19 protein-coding genes are annotated in these 21309 nt (G+C 75.6%); 7 read left to right on the top strand and 12 right to left on the bottom strand.

The window, feature by feature from the left end:
• Nucleotides 1–181: 181 nt before the first annotated feature.
• The 5 genes from ACI79C_RS11275 to ACI79C_RS11295 form a co-directional block, all read right to left on the bottom strand.
• Complete coding sequence (locus tag ACI79C_RS11275; RefSeq protein WP_456945746.1) at nucleotides 182–787, bottom strand: response regulator transcription factor; 606 nt, start codon at nucleotides 785–787, stop codon at nucleotides 182–184.
• A complete protein-coding gene (locus ACI79C_RS11280; protein WP_456945747.1) occupies nucleotides 784–1998 on the bottom strand; it encodes a sensor histidine kinase in 1215 nt (404 codons plus the stop codon). Before ACI79C_RS11280 ends, ACI79C_RS11275 begins: the two co-directional genes overlap by 4 nt.
• A 37-nt stretch (nucleotides 1999–2035) precedes the next feature.
• Nucleotides 2036–2836: an ABC transporter permease gene (locus tag ACI79C_RS11285; protein WP_456945748.1), complete on the bottom strand. Its 801-nt coding sequence runs from the start codon at nucleotides 2834–2836 to the stop codon at nucleotides 2036–2038.
• 31 nt (nucleotides 2837–2867) lie between these two features.
• Entirely contained in the window at nucleotides 2868–3797 is a 930-nt protein-coding gene (locus ACI79C_RS11290) for an ABC transporter ATP-binding protein (protein ID WP_456945749.1), read from the bottom strand.
• 172 nt (nucleotides 3798–3969) lie between these two features.
• Nucleotides 3970–5346, bottom strand: coding sequence for an MFS transporter (locus ACI79C_RS11295; RefSeq protein WP_456945750.1), 1377 nt, complete (start codon nucleotides 5344–5346; stop codon nucleotides 3970–3972).
• A 194-nt stretch (nucleotides 5347–5540) separates the two neighbouring features.
• Between ACI79C_RS11295 and ACI79C_RS11300 the strand changes: the two genes are divergently transcribed.
• The 3 genes from ACI79C_RS11300 to ACI79C_RS11310 all read left to right on the top strand — a co-directional run bounded on the left by ACI79C_RS11300 (nucleotide 5541) and on the right by ACI79C_RS11310 (nucleotide 8171).
• On the top strand, nucleotides 5541–6296 hold the full coding sequence (locus ACI79C_RS11300; RefSeq protein ID WP_456945751.1) for a 3-hydroxybutyrate dehydrogenase: 756 nt from the start codon (nucleotides 5541–5543) through the stop codon (nucleotides 6294–6296).
• Between the two features lie 142 nt (nucleotides 6297–6438).
• Complete coding sequence (locus tag ACI79C_RS11305; RefSeq protein ID WP_456945752.1) at nucleotides 6439–7344, top strand: 3-methyladenine DNA glycosylase; 906 nt, start codon at nucleotides 6439–6441, stop codon at nucleotides 7342–7344.
• Nucleotides 7341–8171: a tyrosine-protein phosphatase gene (locus ACI79C_RS11310; protein WP_456945753.1), complete on the top strand. Its 831-nt coding sequence runs from the start codon at nucleotides 7341–7343 to the stop codon at nucleotides 8169–8171. Before ACI79C_RS11305 ends, ACI79C_RS11310 begins: the two co-directional genes overlap by 4 nt.
• Before the next feature lie 13 nt (nucleotides 8172–8184).
• On the opposite strand, the gene ACI79C_RS11315 is transcribed toward ACI79C_RS11310, so the two are convergent.
• The 3 genes from ACI79C_RS11315 to ACI79C_RS11325 form a co-directional block, all read right to left on the bottom strand.
• Entirely contained in the window at nucleotides 8185–10245 is a 2061-nt protein-coding gene (locus tag ACI79C_RS11315; RefSeq protein ID WP_456945754.1) for a diguanylate cyclase domain-containing protein, read from the bottom strand.
• 357 nt (nucleotides 10246–10602) lie between these two features.
• Nucleotides 10603–10752 (bottom strand): hypothetical protein, encoded by a 150-nt coding sequence (locus ACI79C_RS11320; RefSeq protein WP_456945755.1) that lies wholly within the window; start codon nucleotides 10750–10752, stop codon nucleotides 10603–10605.
• 133 nt (nucleotides 10753–10885) lie between these two features.
• Nucleotides 10886–12598, bottom strand: coding sequence for a phosphoenolpyruvate--protein phosphotransferase (locus tag ACI79C_RS11325; protein ID WP_456945756.1), 1713 nt, complete (start codon nucleotides 12596–12598; stop codon nucleotides 10886–10888).
• Between the two features lie 149 nt (nucleotides 12599–12747).
• Here ACI79C_RS11325 and ACI79C_RS11330 point away from each other — a divergent pair, with 149 nt between their 5' ends.
• Genes ACI79C_RS11330 through ACI79C_RS11345 form a run of 4 tightly spaced genes read left to right on the top strand, consistent with a single transcriptional unit; the run spans nucleotide 12748 to nucleotide 17017 of the window.
• The gene (locus ACI79C_RS11330; protein ID WP_456945757.1) at nucleotides 12748–13515 is read left to right on the top strand and encodes a DeoR/GlpR family DNA-binding transcription regulator; all 768 of its coding nucleotides are present in this window, start codon (nucleotides 12748–12750) and stop codon (nucleotides 13513–13515) included.
• Complete coding sequence (locus tag ACI79C_RS11335; RefSeq protein ID WP_456945758.1) at nucleotides 13512–14561, top strand: 1-phosphofructokinase family hexose kinase; 1050 nt, start codon at nucleotides 13512–13514, stop codon at nucleotides 14559–14561. The genes ACI79C_RS11330 and ACI79C_RS11335 overlap by 4 nt, the downstream gene beginning before the upstream one ends.
• A gap of 21 nt (nucleotides 14562–14582) precedes the next feature.
• Nucleotides 14583–16706 (top strand): PTS fructose transporter subunit IIABC, encoded by a 2124-nt coding sequence (locus ACI79C_RS11340; RefSeq protein ID WP_456945759.1) that lies wholly within the window; start codon nucleotides 14583–14585, stop codon nucleotides 16704–16706.
• A gap of 50 nt (nucleotides 16707–16756) precedes the next feature.
• Nucleotides 16757–17017 carry an HPr family phosphocarrier protein gene (locus tag ACI79C_RS11345; protein ID WP_456945760.1) on the top strand — a complete coding sequence of 87 codons (261 nt, stop codon included), beginning with the start codon at nucleotides 16757–16759 and terminating at the stop codon, nucleotides 17015–17017.
• 89 nt (nucleotides 17018–17106) lie between these two features.
• Here ACI79C_RS11345 and ACI79C_RS11350 read toward each other — a convergent pair whose 3' ends face one another.
• From ACI79C_RS11350 to pdhA, 4 genes are all read right to left on the bottom strand, one after another.
• Entirely contained in the window at nucleotides 17107–17574 is a 468-nt protein-coding gene (locus tag ACI79C_RS11350) for an SRPBCC family protein (RefSeq protein WP_456945761.1), read from the bottom strand.
• Nucleotides 17575–17696: 122 nt separating this feature from the next.
• On the bottom strand, nucleotides 17697–19163 hold the full coding sequence (locus ACI79C_RS11355; protein ID WP_456945762.1) for a dihydrolipoamide acetyltransferase family protein: 1467 nt from the start codon (nucleotides 19161–19163) through the stop codon (nucleotides 17697–17699).
• 4 nt (nucleotides 19164–19167) lie between these two features.
• Nucleotides 19168–20148, bottom strand: coding sequence for an alpha-ketoacid dehydrogenase subunit beta (locus tag ACI79C_RS11360; RefSeq protein ID WP_456945763.1), 981 nt, complete (start codon nucleotides 20146–20148; stop codon nucleotides 19168–19170).
• A complete protein-coding gene (gene pdhA, locus ACI79C_RS11365; RefSeq protein WP_456945764.1) occupies nucleotides 20148–21287 on the bottom strand; it encodes a pyruvate dehydrogenase (acetyl-transferring) E1 component subunit alpha in 1140 nt (379 codons plus the stop codon). Before pdhA ends, ACI79C_RS11360 begins: the two co-directional genes overlap by 1 nt.
• Nucleotides 21288–21309 lie beyond the last annotated feature (22 nt).

The following is a 21309-nucleotide window of genomic DNA, read 5'->3' on the forward strand; positions in this document are numbered from 1 at the left end:
GATCCTGCAGAACTCAGTCTGGCTGTGACCTCCAGCAAGCCGGCATGGCAGTGATCCGGTGGGGACCCGGGGTGCGCCAGCGACCCTGTCAGTCAGTCACCGGCCCGTCGAGGGTGCTCCAGTGAGCAGGCCCGTCCTCCCCACCCCGGGCTCGCGCAGGGTGGGGAGGACGGCCGGCCCCTCAGATCCAGCCGTGCCGGCGGGCGGCGGCGACGGCCGCGTGCCGGTTGGGCGCACCGAGCTTGGTCGCCGCGGACGACAGGTGGTTGCGGACCGTGCCCGGTGACAGGTGCGCGCGGGCGGCGATCTCCTCGACCGGTGCTCCCCCGGCCGCGAGCTCCAGGACGTCGGCCTCCCGCGGCGTGAGCGGGCTGTCCCCGGCGCTGATCGCCTCCGCGGCGAGCTCGGGGTCCACGTAGCGGCCGCCGCGGTGCACCGTGCGGACGACGTCGGTGAGCACCGGCGCGCTGACCGTCTTCGGCAGGAACCCGCGGATCCCCGCCTCCAGCGCCCGCTTCAGGTGCCCGGCCCGCCCGTGCCCGGTGACGATGACGACGGCGCAGCCGGGCACGGCCGACAGCAGCTCCCCGGCCACGTTGATGCCGTCCCGGTCGGGCATCTGCAGGTCGAGGACGGCGACGTCGGGGGTGTGCGCTCGCGCCATCGCCAGCGCCTCCGCACCCGAGGCGGCCTGGGCCACGACCTCGAGGTCCTCCTCGAGGTCGAGCAGCGCGGCCAGCGCCGTGCGGATGAGGTTCTCGTCGTCGGCCAGCAGGACCCGGATCACGCCGGCACCCCCACCGGCACCGACGCGGTGACCACGAACCGGTCGCCCTCGGGCCGGGCCGCCAGCCGGCCGCCGGTCCCGGCCAGCCGCTCGGCGAGTCCGGTCAGCCCGTTGCCCCACCCGCCGGTCGTCCCGGCCACCCCGTCGTTGGCCACCCGCAGCTCCGCCTCTCCTCCGTGGGCCCGCAGCGTCACGGTGCACTCCGTCGCCCGGCTGTGCCGCAGCACGTTGGTCACCGCCTCGCGCACCACCCAGGCCAGCGCCGTCTGCACGGACTCCGGCAGCGCGGCGGCGTCGTCCTCGCCCTCCACCGTGCAGGTGACCCCCGCCGCGCGCAGCACCGACCGGGCGCCGGCCAGCTCACCGGGCAGGTCGCTGCGGCGGTACCCGCGCACGACGTCGCGCACCTCGCGCAGCGACTCCTCGGCGACCCGGCTGATGTCGGCGAGCTCGTCGGCGGCGCCCTCCCGGCCGCGGCGCACCAGCTCGGCCGCCAGCTGGCTCTTCAGCGCGATGGCCGACAGGTTGCGGCCCATGACGTCGTGCAGGTCGCGGGCGAAGCGCAGCCGCTCCTCGGCGACGGCCAGCTGCAGCTGCACGCCGCGGGTCCGGTCCATCTCCCGGACGACGTCGAGCACCCACACGGAGAACCGGAAGGCCAGCGTCAAGAAGGTGACGGTGGCCCCGAGGACGACGGCGAGGACCGCCCCGACCCCCAGCGGTGCGCCCACGGCCAGCAGGACGATCCCGCTCGCCCCGCCGATGCCGAAGCCGACGCGGGCGAGGGTCCGGGTGGGCCACACCGTCGAGGCCGCGCAGAGCGCCATGGCCGGGGGCATCGCCAGCCCCCAGGGCAGGGCCGGGGAGTCCGGGACGTCAGCGGCGAAGGCCGGGACCGCGACCGCCGCGGTGAGGACGGCGGTGGCGGCCGCCGCGGTCAGCATCGCGCGCGGCAGCCCGCGGCCGGCCCGGTGGGCGGTCAGCCCGGCGCGGGCGAGCAGCACCGCGGTGACGGCGACGGCGAACGAGCCGAGGACGAAGACCGTCGTCGCGGGCTGGACCGCCGGTGGCCCCGCCGAGCCGGCCACGCCGACGGCCAGCAACGGCGTCATCGCCAGCCAGCCGTAGAACGACCAGCGGGTGTAGAGCTCGATGCGCTGCGGGTCCGAGCGGCTCTCCCACCAGCGGGCGACGGTCGGCACGGCGCTCATGCTGCCGCACCGACCGCGCCCGCCCGGGACGCCGGGGTCACCGCCGCGGCGCCCAGCGGAACACCCGGGCCGCCACCAGGCCCCCGGCGGCGGTCCACACGGCGAGCACGACCAGGGGCAGCAGGCCCGCGGACCAGGCGCCGGCGAGGTCCACGACCCGCCCGTCCCAGGTCCGCCCCAGCAGGCCGAGCGAGGCCAGCTCCACCACCGGGCTCAGCGGGAGGAACCGCAGCACCCCGGCGACGGGCTCGGGGAAGGCCGACAGCGGGAAGAACAGCCCGGACACCGACGTCGCGACCAGCACCAGGGGCAGCGTGGTGATCTGCGCGCTCTCCGCGGTGCGGGTGAAGGCGGTGCTGGCGGCGGCGAGCACCCCCATCAGCGCCACACCGCCGACGAGCGCCAGCAGGGGCAGCACGACGTCGACGGGCGCCGTCCACTCGCCGATGACGGCGACCCCGAGGGCCACCAGGGCCACCTGGACGACGGTCACCAGCAGCGTCGGGACCGCCGTCCCGAGCAGGACCTCCGGCTCGGTCAGCTCCCCGGTGCGCATCCGCTGGAGCACCAGCTCCTCGCGGCGGGCCACGAAGGTGGTGACCAGGTTGTAGTAGGTGAGGAACACCAGGGTGACCCCCAGCGCGGTCACCACCAGGCGGGGGCCGCTGGCGGTGTCCAGCCCGATCAGTCGCACGCTGGCGACCAGCAGCAGGGGCATGAGCAGTGAGTTGACGACGGCGGTGCGGTTGCGCAGCAGCAGCCGGGTCTCGGCGGCGGCCAGGGCGAGCACCCGGCGACGGGCGCGGGGACGAGCGGGGGCGGGGGCGAGCGCGGTCACGGCGGTCTCCTCGGGGTCGGGCGGCGGGTGGTCAGGCGGCGGCGGTCTCGGCGTCGGCGACCGCGAGGAAGGCCTGCTCGAGGGAGGCGGAGCGGGCCTGCAGGGCGCCCAGCTCGACGCGGCGCTCGGCGGCCCACGCCAGCAGTGCGGTCAGCGCCGGCTGGAGGGCGCGGGTGTGCAGCTCCACGTGCGGCTGCGCGGCGACGACCCGGACGCCGGGGAGCGACGGCAGCGGCGGAGCGCCGGCCGGGAGGGTGAAGCGGATGGTGGCCGGCTGGGTCGCGGCGATCTCCTCGCGGGTGCCGGCGAGGACGATCTCGCCGGCGCGCATGACCGCGATCCGGTCGGCCAGCTCCTCGGCCTCCTCCAGGTGGTGCGTGGTCAGCACGACCGCGGCGCCGCCGTCCACGAGGCCGCGGACCAGCTCCCAGACGGTGCGCCGGCTCTCCGGGTCCAGTCCCGTCGTCGGCTCGTCGAGGACGAGCACGCGCGGGCGGCCGAGGAGGGCCAGCGTCAGGTCCAGGCGGCGACGCTCGCCGCCGGACAGGCTGCGCACCTCCACGTCGGCGCGGTCGGTCAGGCCGACCTGCGCGATCGCCTCGGCGACCGGCCGCGGATCGGTGAGCGTGCGCGCCCAGGTGGCGACGGTCTCGGCGACGGTGAGGTCGCCGGGCAGGCCGCTGGCCTGCAGCAGCACCCCCAGGTCCCGGCGGACGGCGGCCCGCTCGCGCTGCGGGTCGCGGCCGAGGACGCGCACCGTGCCGCCCGACGCGGGGGCCAGCCCCTCGAGCACCTCGAGCGCGGAGGTCTTCCCGGCCCCGTTGACGCCGAGCAGGGCCAGCACCTCACCCGGGTACACCTCGAAGGAGACGCCGCGGACGGCCTCGAACGCGCCGTAGCGGCGGCGCAGGTCGGCGACCTCGACGGCGGGCTGCGGGGACGGGGTGTGGACGACGTGCACGGGACCTCCTCGGTGCGCCGCCGGCCGCGGTCGGCCGGACCTCTCGGACGCACCTCCGACCCTGCCGCCGGCCCGGGACCGGCACAGGTGCCGGATCTCACGACCTGCGGCGGAGACGCCACGGGCCCCCCATGACACGTGTCACGGGGGGCCCGTGCGGGCGGGCGGGGTCCTAGACGGAGGCCCGGGGCCGGTTGCCCTTGAGGACCACCGCCTTGTCCTCGGACAGGTCACGCTTGGCGGTCTCGCCGTAGGTGGCGACGGCGAGCAGCGTGACGACGGCGCAGGCCACGACGTACAGGACCACGGCCAGCACGTTCGGGTCGGTGAAGCTGCCCAGCAGCGCCAGCGCGATCAGCGGCGCGGGGGCACCGGCCACCAGCGAGGCCAGCTGGGCGCCCACGGAGACGCCGGTGTAGCGGGCCTTGGTCCCGAACAGCTCGGAGAAGAACGCCGCCTGCGGGCCGTACATGGCCCCGTGGAACAGCAGGCCGACGGTGATCGCGAGCACCGCGAGGCCGAAGTTGCCGGTGTCGAGCAGCCGGAAGAAGGCGAACGCCCACACCCCGACACCGAGGGCGCCGAGCAGGTAGACCGGCCGGCGACCGATCCGGTCGGACAGCGCGCCCCACAGCGGGATGGTCACCAGGTGCACCGCCGAGGCGATCAGCACCGCGTTGAGCGCGAACGAGGAGTCCAGCCCGACGACGTTGGTGAGGTAGGTGAGGCTGAAGGCGGTCAGCAGGTAGAAGGAGACGTTCTCGGCGATCCGCGCCCCCATGGCGGTGAGCACCTCGCGCTTGTAGCGGGTGAGCACCGTGACGATCGGCGCCTTCTCCACCTCGCCGGTCTCGGCGGCCCGGGCCTCGGCCGCCCGCTGGGCCTCCAGGAACACCGGGGACTCCGACACCGTGAGCCGCACCCACAGGCCGACGAAGATCAGCACGGCCGAGAGCAGGAACGGGATCCGCCAGCCCCATGCCTCGAACGCCGCGTCGGACTGGAAGGCCGCCAGCAGCGCGAGGACACCGGTGGCCAGCAGGTTGCCGGCCGGGGCACCGGCCTGCGGCCAGGAGGCCCAGAAGCCGCGGTGCTGCGGCTTGCCGTGCTCGGAGACGATGAGCACCGCGCCGCCCCACTCACCGCCGAGCGCGAAGCCCTGGATCAGCCGCAGCGCGATCAGCAGCACGGGGGCGAGCACGCCGACCGAGCCGTAGGTGGGCAGCAGGCCGATGAGGAAGGTCGCACCGCCCATCATGAGCAGCGAGATCACCAGCAGCTTCTTGCGGCCGAGCCGGTCGCCGTAGTGCCCGAAGACCAACGCCCCGACCGGGCGGGCGAAGAAGCCCACGGCGTAGGTCGCGAACGCGGCGAGGACGCCGACGAAGTCGTCCTGCTCCGGGAAGAACAGCGGGCCGAACACGAGCGCGGCGGCCGAGCCGTAGAGGAAGAAGTCGTACCACTCCACGGTGGTGCCGACGATGCTCGCCCCGACGACGCGGCCGAAACGCGTGTCGGTGTGCGCGCCGGAGTGCGCGGGTGCGGACATGGGACCTCCTCGCCGAGTGCCGCGGAGGCGGCAGGGTGCCTGTGCCCCTCGACGCTAAGGGCATGTGACCGGGCTCACCACGGGGAGCGGCACCGCTCCGACCGGAACCACCCGCTGCGCCCCCGGCGACCGTGGCGGGGTCGTGTGCCGGCACGAGGTGCAGGCCGTCCGCGGCCCGGCCTACGGTGACGGCCATGGACGCAGCAGGCGGGCTGGCGGGACGGCGGGCGCTGGTGACCGGCGGTGCCTCGGGGATTGGGCGGGCCTGCGCGGTCCGGCTGGCGGCGGCCGGCGCCTCCGTGGTGGTGCTCGACCGGGACGGCGAGGCGGCGAAGGCCGTCGCCGCGGAGGTGGGCGGCACCGCGCTGGCGGTCGACCTCACCGACCTCGACGGCCTCGACGCCCTCGACCTCGACGTCGACGTCCTGGTCAACAACGCCGGGCTGCAGCACGTGGCGCCGGTGCACGAGTTCCCGGTGGACCGGTTCTCGCTGATCCTCCGGCTGATGCTGGAGGCGCCGTTCCGGCTGGTCCGCGGCGCGCTCCCGCACATGTACGGGCGCGGCTGGGGGCGGGTCGTGAACATCAGCTCCATCCACGGGCTGCGCGCCTCGGCCTACAAGAGCGCCTACGTCACCGCCAAGCACGGCCTCGAGGGGCTGTCGAAGGTGGTCGCCCTGGAGGGGGCGCCGCACGGGGTCACCTCCAACTGCGTCAACCCCGCCTACGTGCGCACGCCGCTGGTCGAGGGGCAGATCGCCGACCAGGCGAAGGCGCACGGCCTGTCCGAGGACCAGGTCGTGGAGCAGGTGATGCTCGCCCCCGCGGCGGTCAAGCGGCTGATCGAGCCGGAGGAGGTCGCCGAGGCGGTGGCCTACCTGTGCTCGCCGGCGGCGGCCTCGATCACCGGCAGCTCGCTGGTCATGGACGGCGGGTGGAGCGCCCACTGAGCGTCGCCGCGCCGGCGGCCGGCAGGCCCCGAGGCAGTGTGCACTCCCGGCGCGGTCCCGCGACGGGACGCGTTCGGACCGCACGCCGCCGGTGCGCCGAGCGCGGGACGGAGGTCCCCGGCGCTCCGCCTACCCTGAACCGGTGCGCGCCGACCGACTCCCCCGTGAGGTGTGGAGGGCGCGGTCGGCGGCGCACGCGGAGCGCGCCGACGCGCTGACCGCCGGGCACCGGGCCCGCCGGGCCACCGGGGAGCGGCACCCGGTCGAGGACTTCCTCTACGAGTACTACTCGACCCGCCCGTCGGTGCTGCGGCGCTGGCACCCCGGCGCCGGGACGGCCCTGGAGCCCCCCGCGCCGCACACCGCCTGGCGGTGGTACCGCGACGACGGGGACGGCGTGGTCCTGGACACCCCAGCCCACCTCGCCGACCGCGGGGAGACCGTCGCCTTCGTGCACCGGCTGCTGGCGGCCACCGCGGCCCGGCCCGCGTTCACCGGCTGCTTCGGCCTGCACGAGTGGGCGATGGTCTACCGCCAGGACGAGCACCGGCACCCGCTCCCGCTGCGGCTGGGCCAGGCCGGCACGGACTCCGTCGTCGAGGCGCACCCGATCCGGTGCACGCACTACGACGCCTTCCGGTTCTTCACCCCCGAGGCGGTCGGGCTCAACCGGCTGCAGCCGACCCGGGCCACCCAGCCGGACCTGGAGCAGCCCGGCTGCCTGCACGCCACCATGGACCTCTACAAGTGGGCGGCCAAGCTCGGCCCCGCCGTCCCCGGCGAGCTGCTGCTGGACTGCTTCGAGCTGGTGCGGGACGTCCGGGAGCTGGACATGCGCGCCTCGCCCTACGACCTGCGCGCCTCCGGGCGGGAGCCGGTGCGCATCGAGACCGCCGCCGGGCGGGCCGAGTACGCCGCCCTCCAGCGGGGGTTCGCCGCCCGCGGCGCGGCGCTGCGCGCTGGCCTGCTGGCCGTCACCGCGGCGTTGCTCGGCACTCCCCCGGCAGACCCCGTCCCGTCGCCGGCAGGTCGTACCGTCGGAGAGTGACCTCCACCGCCACCGACCGCTGGCTGACGCTCGACGGGACGACGAACACCCGCGACCTGGGCGGGCTGCCCACCTCCGACGGCGGGAGGACGCTGCCGGGCCGGATCCTGCGCAGTGACAACCTGCAGACGCTCAGCGACGCCGACGTCCGGCGGCTGGTCGGCGAGGTGGGGCTGCGCGAGGTGATCGACCTGCGCACGACCGCGGAGGTGCTGCTCGAGGGCCGCGGTCCCCTGCGCGCGGTGCCCACGGTGACCCACCGGCACTTCAGCCTGCTGCCCGAGCGCGGCCACCACACCGACGTCTTCGCCGTCGAGGAGGCCGACCTGCCCGAGCTCCCGGCCGGCTGGGCCGAGTCGATCCTGCCGCGGCAGGTGGCCGAGGGCGACCAGGGCGAACCGCCGGCGGTGCGCTCCTACCTGGGCTACCTGGCCCACCGGCCGGACAACGTGCTCGGCGCGCTGCGCGCCCTGGCCGCCGGCGCCGAGGGCGCGGCCGTGGTGCACTGCGCGGCCGGCAAGGACCGCACCGGGGTGGTCGTCATGTTCTCGCTGGCCGTCGCAGGCGTGCCGCACGAGGAGATCGTCGCCGACTACGCGCTCACCGCCGAGGTGATCGACGCGCTGGTGGCCAAGCTGGCGACCTCGCCGACCTACGCGGAGGACATGACCACCCGCGGCGTCGCGGTCCACACCCCGCGTGCGGAGACGATGGACCGTCTGCTGACCCTGCTCGACGAGCGGCACGGCGGCCCGGTGGGCTGGCTGACCGAGCACGGCTTCGGCCGCGGGGAGCAGGAGGCGCTGCGCGCCCGCCTGCGGGCCTGAGCGAGCGCCGCGGTCAGGCCTCCGGGCCCTCCCGGTCGGCGTGCTTGTGCCGGTACATCGCCGCGTCGGCAGCGCGCAGCAGGTCGTCGGCGACGCCCCACTCCCCGCTGTGGACGGCGACCCCGACGCTGGTGCCGACGGCGACGGCCGTGCCCTCCAGCCGGAAGGTCTCGTCGAAGCACCCGAGCACCCGGGCGACGACGCGGTCGGCGTCCTCGGTCCGGGTCAGGCCGGGGAGCAGGACGGCGAACTCGTCCCCGCTGAGCCGGCCCACCGTGTCGCCGGGCCGCACCGCCGACCGCAGCCGGGCCGCGACCTGCCGGAGCAGCTCGTCTCCGGCGGCGTGGCCCAGGGAGTCGTTGACCGCCTTGAACCGGTCCAGGTCGCAGAACAGCACGCCCACGTGCTGCTGGGGGCCGGTCGCGGCGAGGGCGCTGCCGACCCGCTCGAGGAACAGCACCCGGTTGGGCAGCCCGGTGAGCGCGTCGTGGGTCGCCTGGTGGCGGACGGTCTCCAGCAGCCGGGCCTTCTGCAGCGCCGTCGCGGCCTGGTCGCCGACACCCCGCAGGCGGGCCAGCACCTCCCCGTCCAGCCCCGCCGGTGACCGGCCGGCCGCCCAGCCCGCCGTCGCGACGCCGAGGAACGTCCGGCCGGCGAGCAGGGGGACGGCGACCGCACGGGTGACGCCGAGCGCGGTGAGCAGCCGCGCCAGGCCGGCACTGCAGGTGGCGGCGTCGAGGACGCGGGGCTCGCGGTCGGTGAGCATCCCGACCAGCTCGGGGGTGTCCTCGGCGCGCAACGGGGTGGCCAGGAGCTGCTCGCGGCGGGACGGGTCGGGACCGGCGACCGCGGCGGCGAGCAGGGCGCCGTCAGCGGGCTCCCACAGCAGCATGGTCGCGCTGTCGGACCCGACGATGCGCGGCAGGGCCTCGGCCACCACCGAGCAGACCGCCGCGGCGTCCCCGGCCTGGGCCAGCTCGTGGGCCAGCGCCAGCAGCGCACCGGCCCGCTGGGCCTCCCGCCGGGCGCTCTCCAGCGCCATGAACAGGTCCAGCGTCGCCGCCGCGTGGCCGGCGTACGCGGAGAGCATCTCGCGCTCGTGCCCGATCGCGCCGTCGCCCGGGCGGTAGACCGCCGCCAGGCGGCCGTGCGTGCGGCGGGCGGAGGCGACGTCCACCGCGACGACGTTCGGACCGGGGTCGGCGCCGGCGAGCAGGGTCGCAGCCAGCCCGTGGACCATCTCGGCCGGCAGCCCGGCGCCGTGCACCAGCGGCGGTCCGCCGTCGGGGTCGGTGACCGCGAGCACGTACCCGGGGGCCAGGACCGCCTCGGCGGCCCGCGCGACGATGCGCCGCAGCACCGTGTCCACGTCGTCGCTGGCCACCAGGTCGGCGGCCGCGGACTGGAGCACCCGCAGCTGGTCGCGCAGGGCCGACAGCTCCGGCTGGGCCTCCGCGGTGGTGGCCCGCGGACGGCGCCAGCGGCGGCGGTGCTCCCAGGTCAGGTGGTAGACGCAGGCGGGGTGCCCGTCGGACTCGCACTGGTTGTGCAGGACGTCGGCCGGCGGGAGCCCGAAGACCGCGGGCACCATGCCGACCAGGCCCTGCGCGTACTCGCAGTCCAGCCGGGAATGCGCGTAGCCGGGACGCAGGGTGAACCGGATGGTCGCGTGCCCGGCGCCGACCTCCAGCATCTCCATCGTGGAGGTGGTGGAGAACTTCGCGACCGCCCGCGGCAGCTGCCGGTACACCTGCCCCGGCGAGCCCATCGCCCGGATCAGGAGGACCAGCGCGGGGTTCAGCCCGTGGGCGAGCGCCTCGCGCCCGACGCGGAACATCGTCGCCGGGTCGCCGAGCACCTCGGTGGCGGCCGCGAACAGCCGGATGCGCGTCTCGTAGCTCGTCCAGTGGGAGGGGCTGGTCAGCTGCTCGGCTGGCGTGGACACCCCCGCCCGCCGCAGGACCTCACTGACGGCCGCGTCCCCTGCCTGGCGCCGCACGTAGCCGAGGACCAGGCCGGTGGTGGCGCCGGAGGTCTCGCGGGGCTCGGGCGACGGCGCGGTGGCGGTCACCACGGGTCCCCTCCCGCCTGAGCGCGTCGTAGGGGGCACGTCCGGCCCGATCTCCTCACGACTGCTCGATCGGCACCCCCGGCGGTGCGGTTGAGGACAACGCCCCGAAGGAGGTACGCCGGTCCCGCGGAGCGGAGGGCCGTGCAGGCGGCCCTCCGGCGGTGCAGAAGGTGCGTCACACCCCAGGGGTGGCGCCGTCGTCCACGGGATGCACGAGGAGCACCCCGTCCTCCTTCCCCCTCGCACGCTCGGGCGGGCCTCGGGACGGGCCCGCGCCCTCCTCGGCGGGGAACCGCGGACAGCAGACGACCCCGGTCTCCGAGGACGGAGGCCGGGGTCGCGCGTTGTCGGTGCGGCGCCTCAGCGGAAGGTGTAGCCGCTGCCGTTCGCCATCGTCAGCAGCTCGTCCCGCATCGCCGGGCTGCTGGTGCGCGCGAGGGCGCGGTCGATCGCCCGGCGCGTCCGCGCCGCCTGCCGACGCAGCCGCCAGCTGGAGGTCACGCTGTTCATCGTCCGTTCCTTCTTCCGGTGTCGTCGAGGTCGTACCCGTAGCAAGCCAGGTACGAGGTCAATTATTCCGAAGGAACGCAGGCGACGAGGCCGACACGGCGACGATTGCTCACCCTCGAGGGTGAGCTCGGCCTCACTCCACGCCGAGCACCGCACGGACGGCGGCGCGGGCACCGTACGGGTCCTCCGCGGCGAGGGCGACCTCCGCGGCCTGCCGGCAGGTGTCGGTGTCGACCGTCGCCAACCGCGCCCCGACCCCGGCGATGGACGACGCGGCACAGGACAGCGAGGTCACCCCCAGTCCCACGAGCACGCAGGCCAGCAGCGGGTCGGCCGCGGCCTCGCCGCAGACGCCGACCGACCTGCCGGCCCGGCGGCCCGCGTCGGCGGTGACCCGCACCAGGCCCAGCAGCGCCGGCTGCCACGGGTCGGTGAGGTCGGCCAGGTCGGCGGAGAGCCGGTCGGCCGCGAGGGTGTACTGCGAGAGGTCGTTGGTGCCGATCGACAGGAACTCCACGTGCTGGAGCAGCCGGTCGGCGAGCAGCGCCGCTGACGGCACCTCGATCATCACGCCGGGCACCAGGCCCCGGTCGCGCACCAGCCGGCCGAACTCCGCCGCCTCGGGGACGGTCGCCACCATCGGGGCCATCACCCACGGCTGCGCACCGGTCCGCCGCGCGGCCTCGGCCACCGCGTCCAGCTGTCGCTCCAGCAGGCCCGGGTCCCGGCGGGCCACCCGCAGGCCGCGGACGCCGAGGGCCGGGTTGGCCTCGTCGGGCATCGTGGCGAAGGCCAGCGGCTTGTCCGACCCGGCGTCCAGCGTCCGGACGACGACCCGCCGACCCGGGAAGGCCTCGAACACCTCGGCGTAGCCGCGGGCCTGCTCCTCCACCGACGGCTCCTCGGCGCGGCTGAGGAACGCCAGCTCGGTGCGCAGCAGGCCGACCCCCTCCGCGTGCGCGGCGGCCGCCGCCCGGGCCCCCGCGCCGTCCTGCACGTTGGCCAGGACCTTCACCTCGACGCCGTCCCGGGTGCGGCCGGGACCCCGGTACCCGGCCAGCGCCGCGGCGGCGGCACGGGCGGTCTCCACGCGGGCCCGCGCCTCGTCGGGCTCGGGGTCGACGGTGACCGTGCCGCGCTCGCCGTCGAGCAGCACGGTGACACCCGCCGGGACGTCGTCGAGCCCCCCGACCGCGACGACGCAGGGCAGCCCGAGCTGGCGGGCGATGATCGCGGTGTGGCTGGTCGTCCCGCCGAGACGGGTGGCCAGGCCGACCACCCGGGCCGGGTCGAGGCCCGCGGTGTCGGCGGGGGCGAGGTCCTCGGCCAGCAGCACCGACGGCACCTCGGGGCGAGGCACGCCCGGCTCCCCCTGCCCGGTGAGCTCGGCGACGATCCGGTCGCGGACGTCGCGCACGTCGGTGACCCGCTCGGCCATCAGCCCGCCGAGCGAGGTGAACAGGTCGATGAACTGCTGGGCGGCCTGCACCGTCGCGACGGCGGCCGGCGTGCCGGCGTCGATCCGCTGCTCCACGGCCGAGAGCAGGCCGCGGTCGCGGGCCAGCCCCGCGGTGGTGGCCAGCACCTCGGCACTGACCCCGGTCGCGCCGGCGGCCCGCTCGGTGAGCCGGTCGGCGACGACGGTCGCCGCGGCGACGAAGCGATCGCGCTCCCCCGCGCGCCGGTCCTCGGGGACGACGGCGCCCTCGTCGGCGGGCAACTGCACCGCCCCCGACGGGCGGACGACCGGGCCGAGCACCACGCCGGGCACGACCGGGGTGCCGGGCAGGACCACGGGCCCACCGGTCGGCGGCAGGGCAGCGGTTCCGGGTGCGGTGGTGGACATGGGTACCTCGCCTCGGTTCGGGGGTCGGAGGAGCAGGACGACCGGTGACCAGCGTCACGAAAAGGTGTTGACTTGTCAACGGATCGGACGTAGAACAACAGCATTCCAACGCAAAAACCACATGTTCGGGCAACGAGAGGGGGGCGGTCGTGTACCCCGAGGAGCGTCAGCAGGCCATCGCGGGGCTGGTGACCGACCGGGGCCGGGTCGCGGTGACCGCCCTGGCCGAGCAGTTCGGCGTCACCACCGAGACGGTGCGCCGCGACCTCGCCGTCCTCGAGCGGGCCGGCACGCTGCGCCGGGTGCACGGCGGGGCGGTCCCCGCCGGGGCCCTCACCTACGTCGAGACGGCGCTGACCGAACGGCACGGCACCCGCAGCGAGCAGAAGCGGAAGATCGCCGCCGCCGCGCTCGACCTCGTGCCCGGCTCGGACGGCAGCGTGCTGCTCGACGGCGGCAGCTCCACCGCCGCGCTCGCCGACCTCCTGCCGGGCGACCGCCGGCTGCTCGTCGTCACCCACTCCGTGCCCATCGCCGCCCGGCTCGCGGCCGCTCCCGGCCTGGAGCTGCACGTGCTCGGCGGCCGGGTGCGCGGCATCACCCAGTGCGCGGTCGGTACCCCCGCCCTCGCCACGCTGGCCGACCTCCGCGTGGACGTCACCTTCCTCGGCGCCAACGGCGTCACCCCCGAGCACGGGTTCACCACCCCCGACGACGCGGAGGCCGCCGTGAAGCGCGCCATGGCCCACGCCGGCCAGAAGGTCGTCGTCCTCGCCGACAGCAGCAAGCTCGGCCGCGAGCACCTCATCCGGTTCGCCGAGCCGACCGACGTCGACGTCCTGGTCACCGACGCCGAGGCCGACCCCGCGGACGTCACCCGGCTCGAGGACGCCGGCGTCGAGGTCGTGATCGCGTGAGCGCCGTCGTCACCCTCACCGCCAACCCGAGCCTGGACCGCACGCTGGCGCTGCCGGGCCCCCTCCAGCGCGGCAGCGTGGCCCGCCTGGGGCCGAGCTCCACCGAGCCCGGCGGCAAGGGGGTCAACGTCGCCCGCGCGCTGGCCGCCGCGGGCGTCGACGTGGTGACCGTGCTGCCGGCCGGGGACGACGACCCGATCGTGGGCGCACTGCACCGGCTGGGCCTGCCGCTGGCCGCGGTGCCGATCGGGACGCCGGTCCGCACCAACTACACCCTCGCCGAGCCCGACGGGACCACCACCAAGCTCAACGAGCCCGGCGCCCCGCTGGACGCCGCCACGCGCGCCGCCCTCGTCGCGGCCCTGCACCGGCACGCCGAGGGCGCCCGCTGGGTGGTGCTCTCGGGCTCCCTGCCGCCGGGCACCCCGGTCGACTGGTACGCCGAGCTGGTCGTCTCCCTGCGCGACACCGGCGCGCGGATCGCCGTGGACACGTCCGAGGCTCCGCTGCTCGCCCTGCTCGCGGCCGGGCCGGAGGCCGCTCCGGACCTGCTCAAGCCCAACTCCGAGGAGCTCGCCCAGCTGGCCGGCGTGCCCGAGGCCGAGCTGACCGCCGACCGGGACGCGGCGCTGGCCGCCGTCGCCACCCTGCACGGGCGCGGCGTGGCCGAGGTGCTGCTGACCCTCGGCGCCGACGGCGCGCTGCTGTCCGCGGCCACGGGAGGGGTCTGGTCTGCGACCCCGCCGCCGATCGCCGTCCGCAGCACCGTGGGCGCCGGCGACTGCAGCCTGGCCGGCCACGTGCTCGCCGACCTCGCCGGCGCCGACCCCGCGAACCGGCTGCGCAGCGCGGTCGCCTACGGCGCGGCCAGCGCGTCCCTGCCGGGGTCGGCCGTCCCGACCCCGGCCCAGGTGGACGGCGACGCCGTCCACGTCACCGTCGTCCGGGCCCCCGAGGGCCCCGCCTCCGGATCCCGCTCCGCTCCCGGCACCACCGCTGCACCCGGCACCACCCCCGTCCCGGCCGCCGGCCGCGACGTCCGCTGACGCCTCCTGGAGAGGTCCGCCATGCCCGCCCTGATCACCCCCGACCTGGTCGTGCTCGACGCCGACCTGGGCACCGACAAGAGCGCCGTCGTCCGCCGGCTCGCGGCCCTGGTGGCCGAGGCCGGCCGGGCCACGAGCGCCGACGGCCTCGCCCAGGACGCCCTCGCCCGGGAGGCCCAGGCCGCCACCGGCCTGCCGGGCGGGATCGCCATCCCGCACTGCCGCTCGGAGGCGGTGACCGAGGCGTCGCTGGCCTTCGCCCGCCTGTCCCCGAAGGTGGACTTCGGCGCGCCCGACGGCCCCGCCGACCTGGCCTTCCTCATCGCCGCGCCGGCGCACGGCGACGCCGACCACCTCACCCTGCTCACCGCGCTGGCCCGGGCCCTGGTGCGGCCGGAGTTCGTGGCCTCGCTGCGGGCGGCGGGGTCGGACGCCGAGGTGGTCGCGCTCGTGCAGGAGGTCGTCGCCCCCGAGCCGGCGGCGGCCCCGGTCGGTTCCCCCGCCGGCGCGCCGGCCCCGACCCCCGCCCCCGCCGCCGCGCCGGAGTCCGCGGCCGGTACGCGCAGCCTGGTCGTGGTCAGCGCCTGCCCGACGGGGATCGCGCACACCTACATGGCCGCCGACAAGCTCGCCGCCGCCGGGCAGGCCGCCGGCGTCGACGTGCACGTCGAGACGCAGGGCTCCTCGGGTTCCACGCCGCTGGACCCGTCGGTCATCCGCGCCGCCGACGCGGTGATCTTCGCCGTGGACGTCGGCGTCAAGGACCGCGAGCGGTTCGCGGGGAAGCCGGTCGTGCAGTCGGGCACCAAGCGGGCCATCAACGAGCCCGACGTGATGATCCGCGAGGCGCTGGCCGCCGCGGACGACCCGAACGCCCGCCGGGTGCCAGGCGGCGGCACGGCGGGTGGCGCCGCCGCGTCGTCCGCGGGCCGGCCGGGCACCGGATCCGAGGTCCGTCGCTGGCTGCTCACCGGCGTCAGCTACATGATCCCGTTCGTCGCGGCCGGCGGACTGCTCATCGCGCTCGGGTTCCTGCTCGCGGGCTACCCGGTCGCGCTGACCAACCCCGACTCCGGGAACTCGTGGGCCAAGGACTGGGTGCTCAACAACTCCCTGTTCGACCTGCCCACCAGCACGGTCGCCGACCTCAACGGCGGGCTCGCCGGCTACCTCGGCGCGATGCTGTTCTTCATCGGCTCGCTGGCGTTCTCCTTCCTCGTCCCGGCCCTGGCCGGCTACATCGCCTACGCGATCGCCGACCGGCCGGGCATCGCGCCCGGGTTCGTCACGGGCCTGGTCGCCGTCCAGGTCAACGCCGGCTTCCTCGGCGGGCTGATCGGCGGCGTGATCGCGGGCTTCGCGGCGCTCTGGCTGAGCCGGCTGAAGGTCGGCCGCGTCGCCCGCGGGCTGATGCCGGTCGTGGTCATCCCGCTGTTCGCGACCCTCTTCGCCAGCGGTCTCATGGTGCTCGTCCTCGGCCGGCCGCTCGCCGCGGCCATCACCGGGCTGACCAACTGGCTCAACGGCCTCTCCGGCACGTCCGCGGTGCTGCTCGGGGTCCTGCTCGGCCTGATGATGGCCTTCGACATGGGCGGCCCGGTCAACAAGGCCGCCTACGCCTTCGCCACGGCCGGCCTGTCGAGCTACATCGCCAACCCGACGGAGAACACCGGCCCGCTGGTCATCATGGCGACGGTCATGGCCGCCGGGATGGTGCCGCCGATCGCGCTGTCCCTGGCCACCGTCGTCCGGCCGAGGTTGTTCACCCCGGCGGAGCAGGAGCAGGGCAAGGCCGCGTGGCTGCTGGGCCTGGCGTTCATCACCGAGGGCGCGATCCCGTTCGCCGCCGCCGACCCCCTGCGGGTCATCCCCTCGATCATGCTCGGCGGCGCGACCACCGGCGCGATCGTGGCGGCCGCCGGCGTCCAGGCGCAGGCCCCGCACGGCGGCATCGTGGTGTTCTTCGCGATCAACGGGTTCCTCATGTGGCTGCTCGCGATCGTGGTGGGCACGATCGTCGGCGCGGTCGCGGTGATCGTCGCCAAGAGCATCGGCCGGACGAAGGCCGAGGACGTGCCCGAGGACGCCGTGGACCTGGCCCACGCGCACAGCGCCGCCCCCGTCACCCAGCCGGCTCGCGCCTGAGCCGCCAGGCTGTACCCCGACCCCGAACCCCAGAGCGAGGGAGATCCCCCATGCCCAGCCAAGTCGTCACCGTCGGTTCCCGCGTCGGGCTGCACGCCCGGCCGGCGGCGCTCATCGCCGAGGCCGTCGGCAAGGCCGGGGTCCCGGTCACGCTGGCCACCGCGGGCGGCAACCCGGTGGACGCCGGGTCACCGCTGATGATCATGACGCTCGGCGCGAAGCAGGGCATGGAGGTCGTCGTCTCGAGCGATGACCCGGCCGTGCTCGAGCAGATCGCCGGTCTGGTCGCCCAGGACCTCGACGCCGAGTAGCAGCAGGACCCGCGCAGGGTCCCGCCACGGACGACGGCGCCCGTCCCCTGCAGAAGGGGGCGGGCGCCGTCTCGCGTGTCGGGGTGCGCTCAGGCCTGGTCGGGGCGGGAGACGTCCCCGCGCCAGGCGCCGGTCTCGGTGCCCCGGCTCTCGATGAACTCCTTGAACCTCTTGGCGTCGGCCTTCACCTGGCGGTCGTCGAAGCCGAGGGCCGCGCCGGCCTTCTCGACGAGGCCCGTGGGCTCCCAGTCGATCTGGATCATGACGCGGGTCTTGGCGTCGTCGAGCCGGTGGAAGGTGACCACACCGGCGTGCTTGGCCTCGCCGCCGGTGCTGGTCCAGGCCACCCGCTCCTCGGGGTGCTGCTCGGTGATCTCGGCGTCGAACTCCCGCTTGACGCCGTCGATGTTGGTGACCCAGTGGGTGTGCGTGTCATCGAGCTGGGTGATCCGCTCCACCCCGCCCATGAACTGCGGGAAGGACTCGAACTGGGTCCACTGGTCGTAGGCGACCCGGATCGGGACGTCGACGTCGATGGATTCCTGCACGCTGGCCACTGCCTGCTCCTCTGCTCGGGTGCTCGGTCGTGCACGACGTACCCCTGCGAGCCGGACTGAACACGTCCGTGACACCGGGGTCGGTGCCCGCCGCCGGGCCGGGCCGGCGGCGGGCGGGTCGCCTAGAACGCCAGGGCGGTGCCGGGGTCGGACAGCAGGGCCCCGACGTCGGCGAGGAAACGGCTGCCCAGCTCCCCGTCGACGATGCGGTGGTCGAACGACAGGGCCAGCTGGGTCACCTGCCGCGGCCGCACCTTGCCCTTGTGCACCCACGGCATCTCCCGGACGGCGCCGAACGCCAGGATCGCCGACTCGCCGGGGTTGAGGATCGGCGTCCCGGTGTCGACGCCGAACACCCCCACGTTGGTGATCGTGATCGTGCCGCCGGTCATGTCCGCCGGGGCGGTGCGGCCGGCCCGCGCGGTCTCGGTCAGCTCGGTCAGCGCCGCGGCCAGCTCGGTCAGCGACAGGCGGCCGGCGTCCTTGATGTTCGGGACGACGAGCCCGCGCGGGGTCGCCGCGGCGATCCCGAGGTTGACCTGGCCGTGGACGACGATCTCCTGCGCCGCCTCGTCCCAGGAGCTGTTGACCATGGGGTGCCGGCGCGCCGCCAGCAGCAGCGCCTTGGCGACGAACAGCAGCGGGCTGACCTTGACCCCGGCGAACTCGGGCCGCGCCGCCAGCCGTGCGCGCAGCTTCATCACCCGGGTGACGTCGACGGTGAGGAACTCCGTCACGTGCGGCGCGGTGAAGGCGCTGGCCACCATCGCCGCGGCGGTGTGCTTGCGCACCCCCTTGACCGGGATCCGCCGGGTCTCCCCCGCCGGGAGCGCGACGACCGGCGCGGGCGCGGCGTCCGGGGCGGGTGCACGGCCGGCGGCGGCCTCGACGTCCGCGCGGGTGATGACCCCGCCGGCGCCGCTGCCGGTCAGCGCGGTCAGGTCGACCCCGAGGTCCTTGGCGAGCTTGCGCACCGGCGGCTTGGCCAGCGGCCGCAGCCGCCCGCGCCCGGGGGCGGCCACGAGCGCGGTCGCCGCCTCCTCGGCGGCGGCGTGCGCCTCAGCGGCCCGCCCGACCTCCAGCCCGCCGTGCCGCACCGGCTTGGTCCGGGCGTCGGGGGCGGTGGTGAGCAGTGGCGTCCCGCGGGAGTCATCGTCGGCGGACCCGGCCAGCGGTGCCGGCGCCGGGTGGGGGTGGACGGCGCGGCGCGGCCGCCGGCGGGCCTCGGTGGTGCGCGGGCCGTAGCCGACGAGCACCGCGGTGCGCCCGCCGGGCGCCTCGCCGCCGATCAGGCCGGCTGCGGGCTGCTCGGCGGCGCCGTCACCCGTCGGGGCCGGCGGCGCGTCCCCACCGGTGTCGATGGTGATGATCGGCGTGCCGACGTCGACCGTCGTCCCGACCTCGTGCAGCAGCTCGGTCACCGTGCCGGCGTACGGGGAGGGCAGCTCGACGGCGGCCTTGGCCGTCTCCACCTCGCACAGCGGCTGGTTGACCGTCACCGTGTCGCCGACGGCGACCAGCCACTGCAGGATCTCGCCCTCGGTGAGGCCCTCGCCCACGTCGGGCAGCCTGAACTGTCGCAGCGACATGGCCTCAGAACCCCATCGCGCGGTCGACGCCGTCGAGCACCCGGTCGAGGTCGGGGAGGTACTCCTCCTCGAGCTTCGACGGCGGGTACGGGGTGTCGTAGCCCCCGACCCGCAGCACCGGCGCCTCCAGCGCGTGGAAGCAGGCCTCGGTCACCCGGGCGGCGATCTCCGCACCGAGGCCGAGGGTCACCGGGGCCTCGTGGACGACGACGCAGCGGCCGGTGCGGCGCACCGAGTCGAACACCGGGTCCAGGTCGAGCGGGCTCAGCGTGCGGAGGTCGACCACCTCGAGCGAGCGGCCCTCCTCCGCCGCCGCCTCGGCCGCCTGCAGCGCCGTCTTCACCATCGGGCCGTAGGCGCAGACGGTGACGTCGTCCCCGCCCCGCACCACCCGGGAGGCGAACAGCGGGCCGGGCGTCGCGTCGGTGTCGACCTCGGCCTTCTCCCAGTACCGGCGCTTGGGCTCGAGGAAGACGACCGGGTCGGGCGAGGCGATCGCCTGCTGGATGGCCCAGTAGGCGTCGACGGGGTTGCTGACGGCGACCACCTTGAGGCCGGGGGTGTGCGCGAAGTAGGCCTCGGGGCTCTCGCTGTGGTGCTCGACCGCACCGATGCCCCCGCCGAACGGGATGCGGATGACGATCGGCATGGCGAGCTTCCCGCGGGAGCGGGCGTGGATCTTGGCGACCTGGGTGACGATCTGGTTGTAGGCGGGGAAGACGAACCCGTCGAACTGGATCTCGCAGACCGGCCGGTAGCCGCGCATCGCCAGGCCGACGGCGGTGCCGAGGATGCCGGCCTCCGCCAGCGGGGTGTCGACGACGCGGTCCTCGCCGAAGTCCTTCTGCAGGCCGTCGGTGATGCGGAAGACGCCGCCGAGCCGGCCGATGTCCTCGCCCATGAGCACGACCTTGGCGTCGTCCTCCATCGCCTTGCGCAGGCCCAGGTTGAGCGCCTTGCCGATGGTGAGGGTCTGCGCGGCCATCAGTGCTCGCCCCCCTCGAAGGACGCCTGGTACGCCTCGAACTCCGCCTGCTGCGCGGCCAGGGGCGGCGTCTGCTCGGCGTAGACGGCGTCGAACATCGCCGTCCCCGGCGGGTCGGGCATCTCGACCGTGCCCTTCCGGATCCGCGTGGCCAGCTCGTCGGCCTCGGCCTCGACGGCCGCGAAGAAGTCGTGGTCGGCGACGCCGCTCCGGGAGAGGTGGGCCTTGAGCCGTGCGATGGGGTCGCGCAGCTTCCACTCCTCCAGCTCGCTGGCCAGCCGGTAGCGCGTCGGGTCGTCGGAGGTGGTGTGCGCGCCCATGCGGTAGGTGAACGCCTCGATGAACGTCGGCCCCTGTCCGTCGCGGGCGGCAGCCAGTGCCGCGCGGGTCACCGCCAGGACGGCGAGGACGTCGTTGCCGTCGACCCGCACGCCGGGGAAGCCGAAGCCGGCGGCCCGCTGGTAGAGCGGCACCCGCGACTGGCGCTCCAGCGGGACGCTGATCGCGTACTGGTTGTTCTGGCAGAAGAAGACGACCGGCGCCGAGAAGCTGGCCGCCCAGATCATCGCCTCGTTGACCTCGCCCTGGCTGGTCGCGCCGTCGCCGAGGAAGGCCAGTGCGGCCGACTCGGCACCGTCGCGCTGCAGGCCCATCGCGTAGCCGGTGGCGTGCAGGCACTGCGCCCCGATGACGACCGTGTAGAGGTTGAAGCGGGTCTCGACCGGGTCCCAGCCGCCGTTGTCGACGCCGCGGAACAGGCTGATGACGTGCAGCGGGTCGACCCCGCGGGTCCACGCCACGCCGTGCTCGCGGTAGGTCGGGAAGGCCATGTCGTCGGGGTGCAGCGCGCGGCCGGCGCCGATCTGGGCGGCCTCCTGGCCCAGCAGCGAGGCCCAGATGCCCAGCTCGCCCTGGCGCTGCAGGGCGGTGGCCTCGACGTCCCACCGGCGGACCAGCACCAGGTCGCGGTACAGGCCGCGGAGCTCCTCGTCGCTGACGTCGATCGAGTACTCGGGGTGCTCGACCCGCTCGCCCTCGGGGGTCAGCAGCTGCACCAGGTCCGGCTGCTGGGGCAGGTGCGGGGCCCCGGCCCCGGGTACGGGGTCGACCACCTCGGTGGTCGCGCTCGACACGCTCACGGGCATCTCCTCGCCGTCGGCC

This window comes from Geodermatophilus sp. SYSU D00697, assembly GCF_054050175.1.

What these genes read in the sequence shown, in the direction of transcription:
- ACI79C_RS11325 (WP_456945756.1), bottom strand. Translation starts at nt 12,598, where the DNA reads ATGTCCACCACCGCACCCGGAACCGCTGCCCTGCCGCCGACCGGTGGG.
- ACI79C_RS11360 (WP_456945763.1), bottom strand. Translation starts at nt 20,148, where the DNA reads ATGGCCGCGCAGACCCTCACCATCGGCAAGGCGCTCAACCTGGGCCTG.
- ACI79C_RS11295 (WP_456945750.1), bottom strand. Translation starts at nt 5,346, where the DNA reads ATGTCCGCACCCGCGCACTCCGGCGCGCACACCGACACGCGTTTCGGC.
- ACI79C_RS11300 (WP_456945751.1), top strand. Translation starts at nt 5,541, where the DNA reads ATGGACGCAGCAGGCGGGCTGGCGGGACGGCGGGCGCTGGTGACCGGC.
- ACI79C_RS11280 (WP_456945747.1), bottom strand. Translation starts at nt 1,998, where the DNA reads ATGAGCGCCGTGCCGACCGTCGCCCGCTGGTGGGAGAGCCGCTCGGAC.
- ACI79C_RS11355 (WP_456945762.1), bottom strand. Translation starts at nt 19,163, where the DNA reads ATGTCGCTGCGACAGTTCAGGCTGCCCGACGTGGGCGAGGGCCTCACC.
- ACI79C_RS11320 (WP_456945755.1), bottom strand. Translation starts at nt 10,752, where the DNA reads ATGAACAGCGTGACCTCCAGCTGGCGGCTGCGTCGGCAGGCGGCGCGG.
- ACI79C_RS11340 (WP_456945759.1), top strand. Translation starts at nt 14,583, where the DNA reads ATGCCCGCCCTGATCACCCCCGACCTGGTCGTGCTCGACGCCGACCTG.
- ACI79C_RS11345 (WP_456945760.1), top strand. Translation starts at nt 16,757, where the DNA reads ATGCCCAGCCAAGTCGTCACCGTCGGTTCCCGCGTCGGGCTGCACGCC.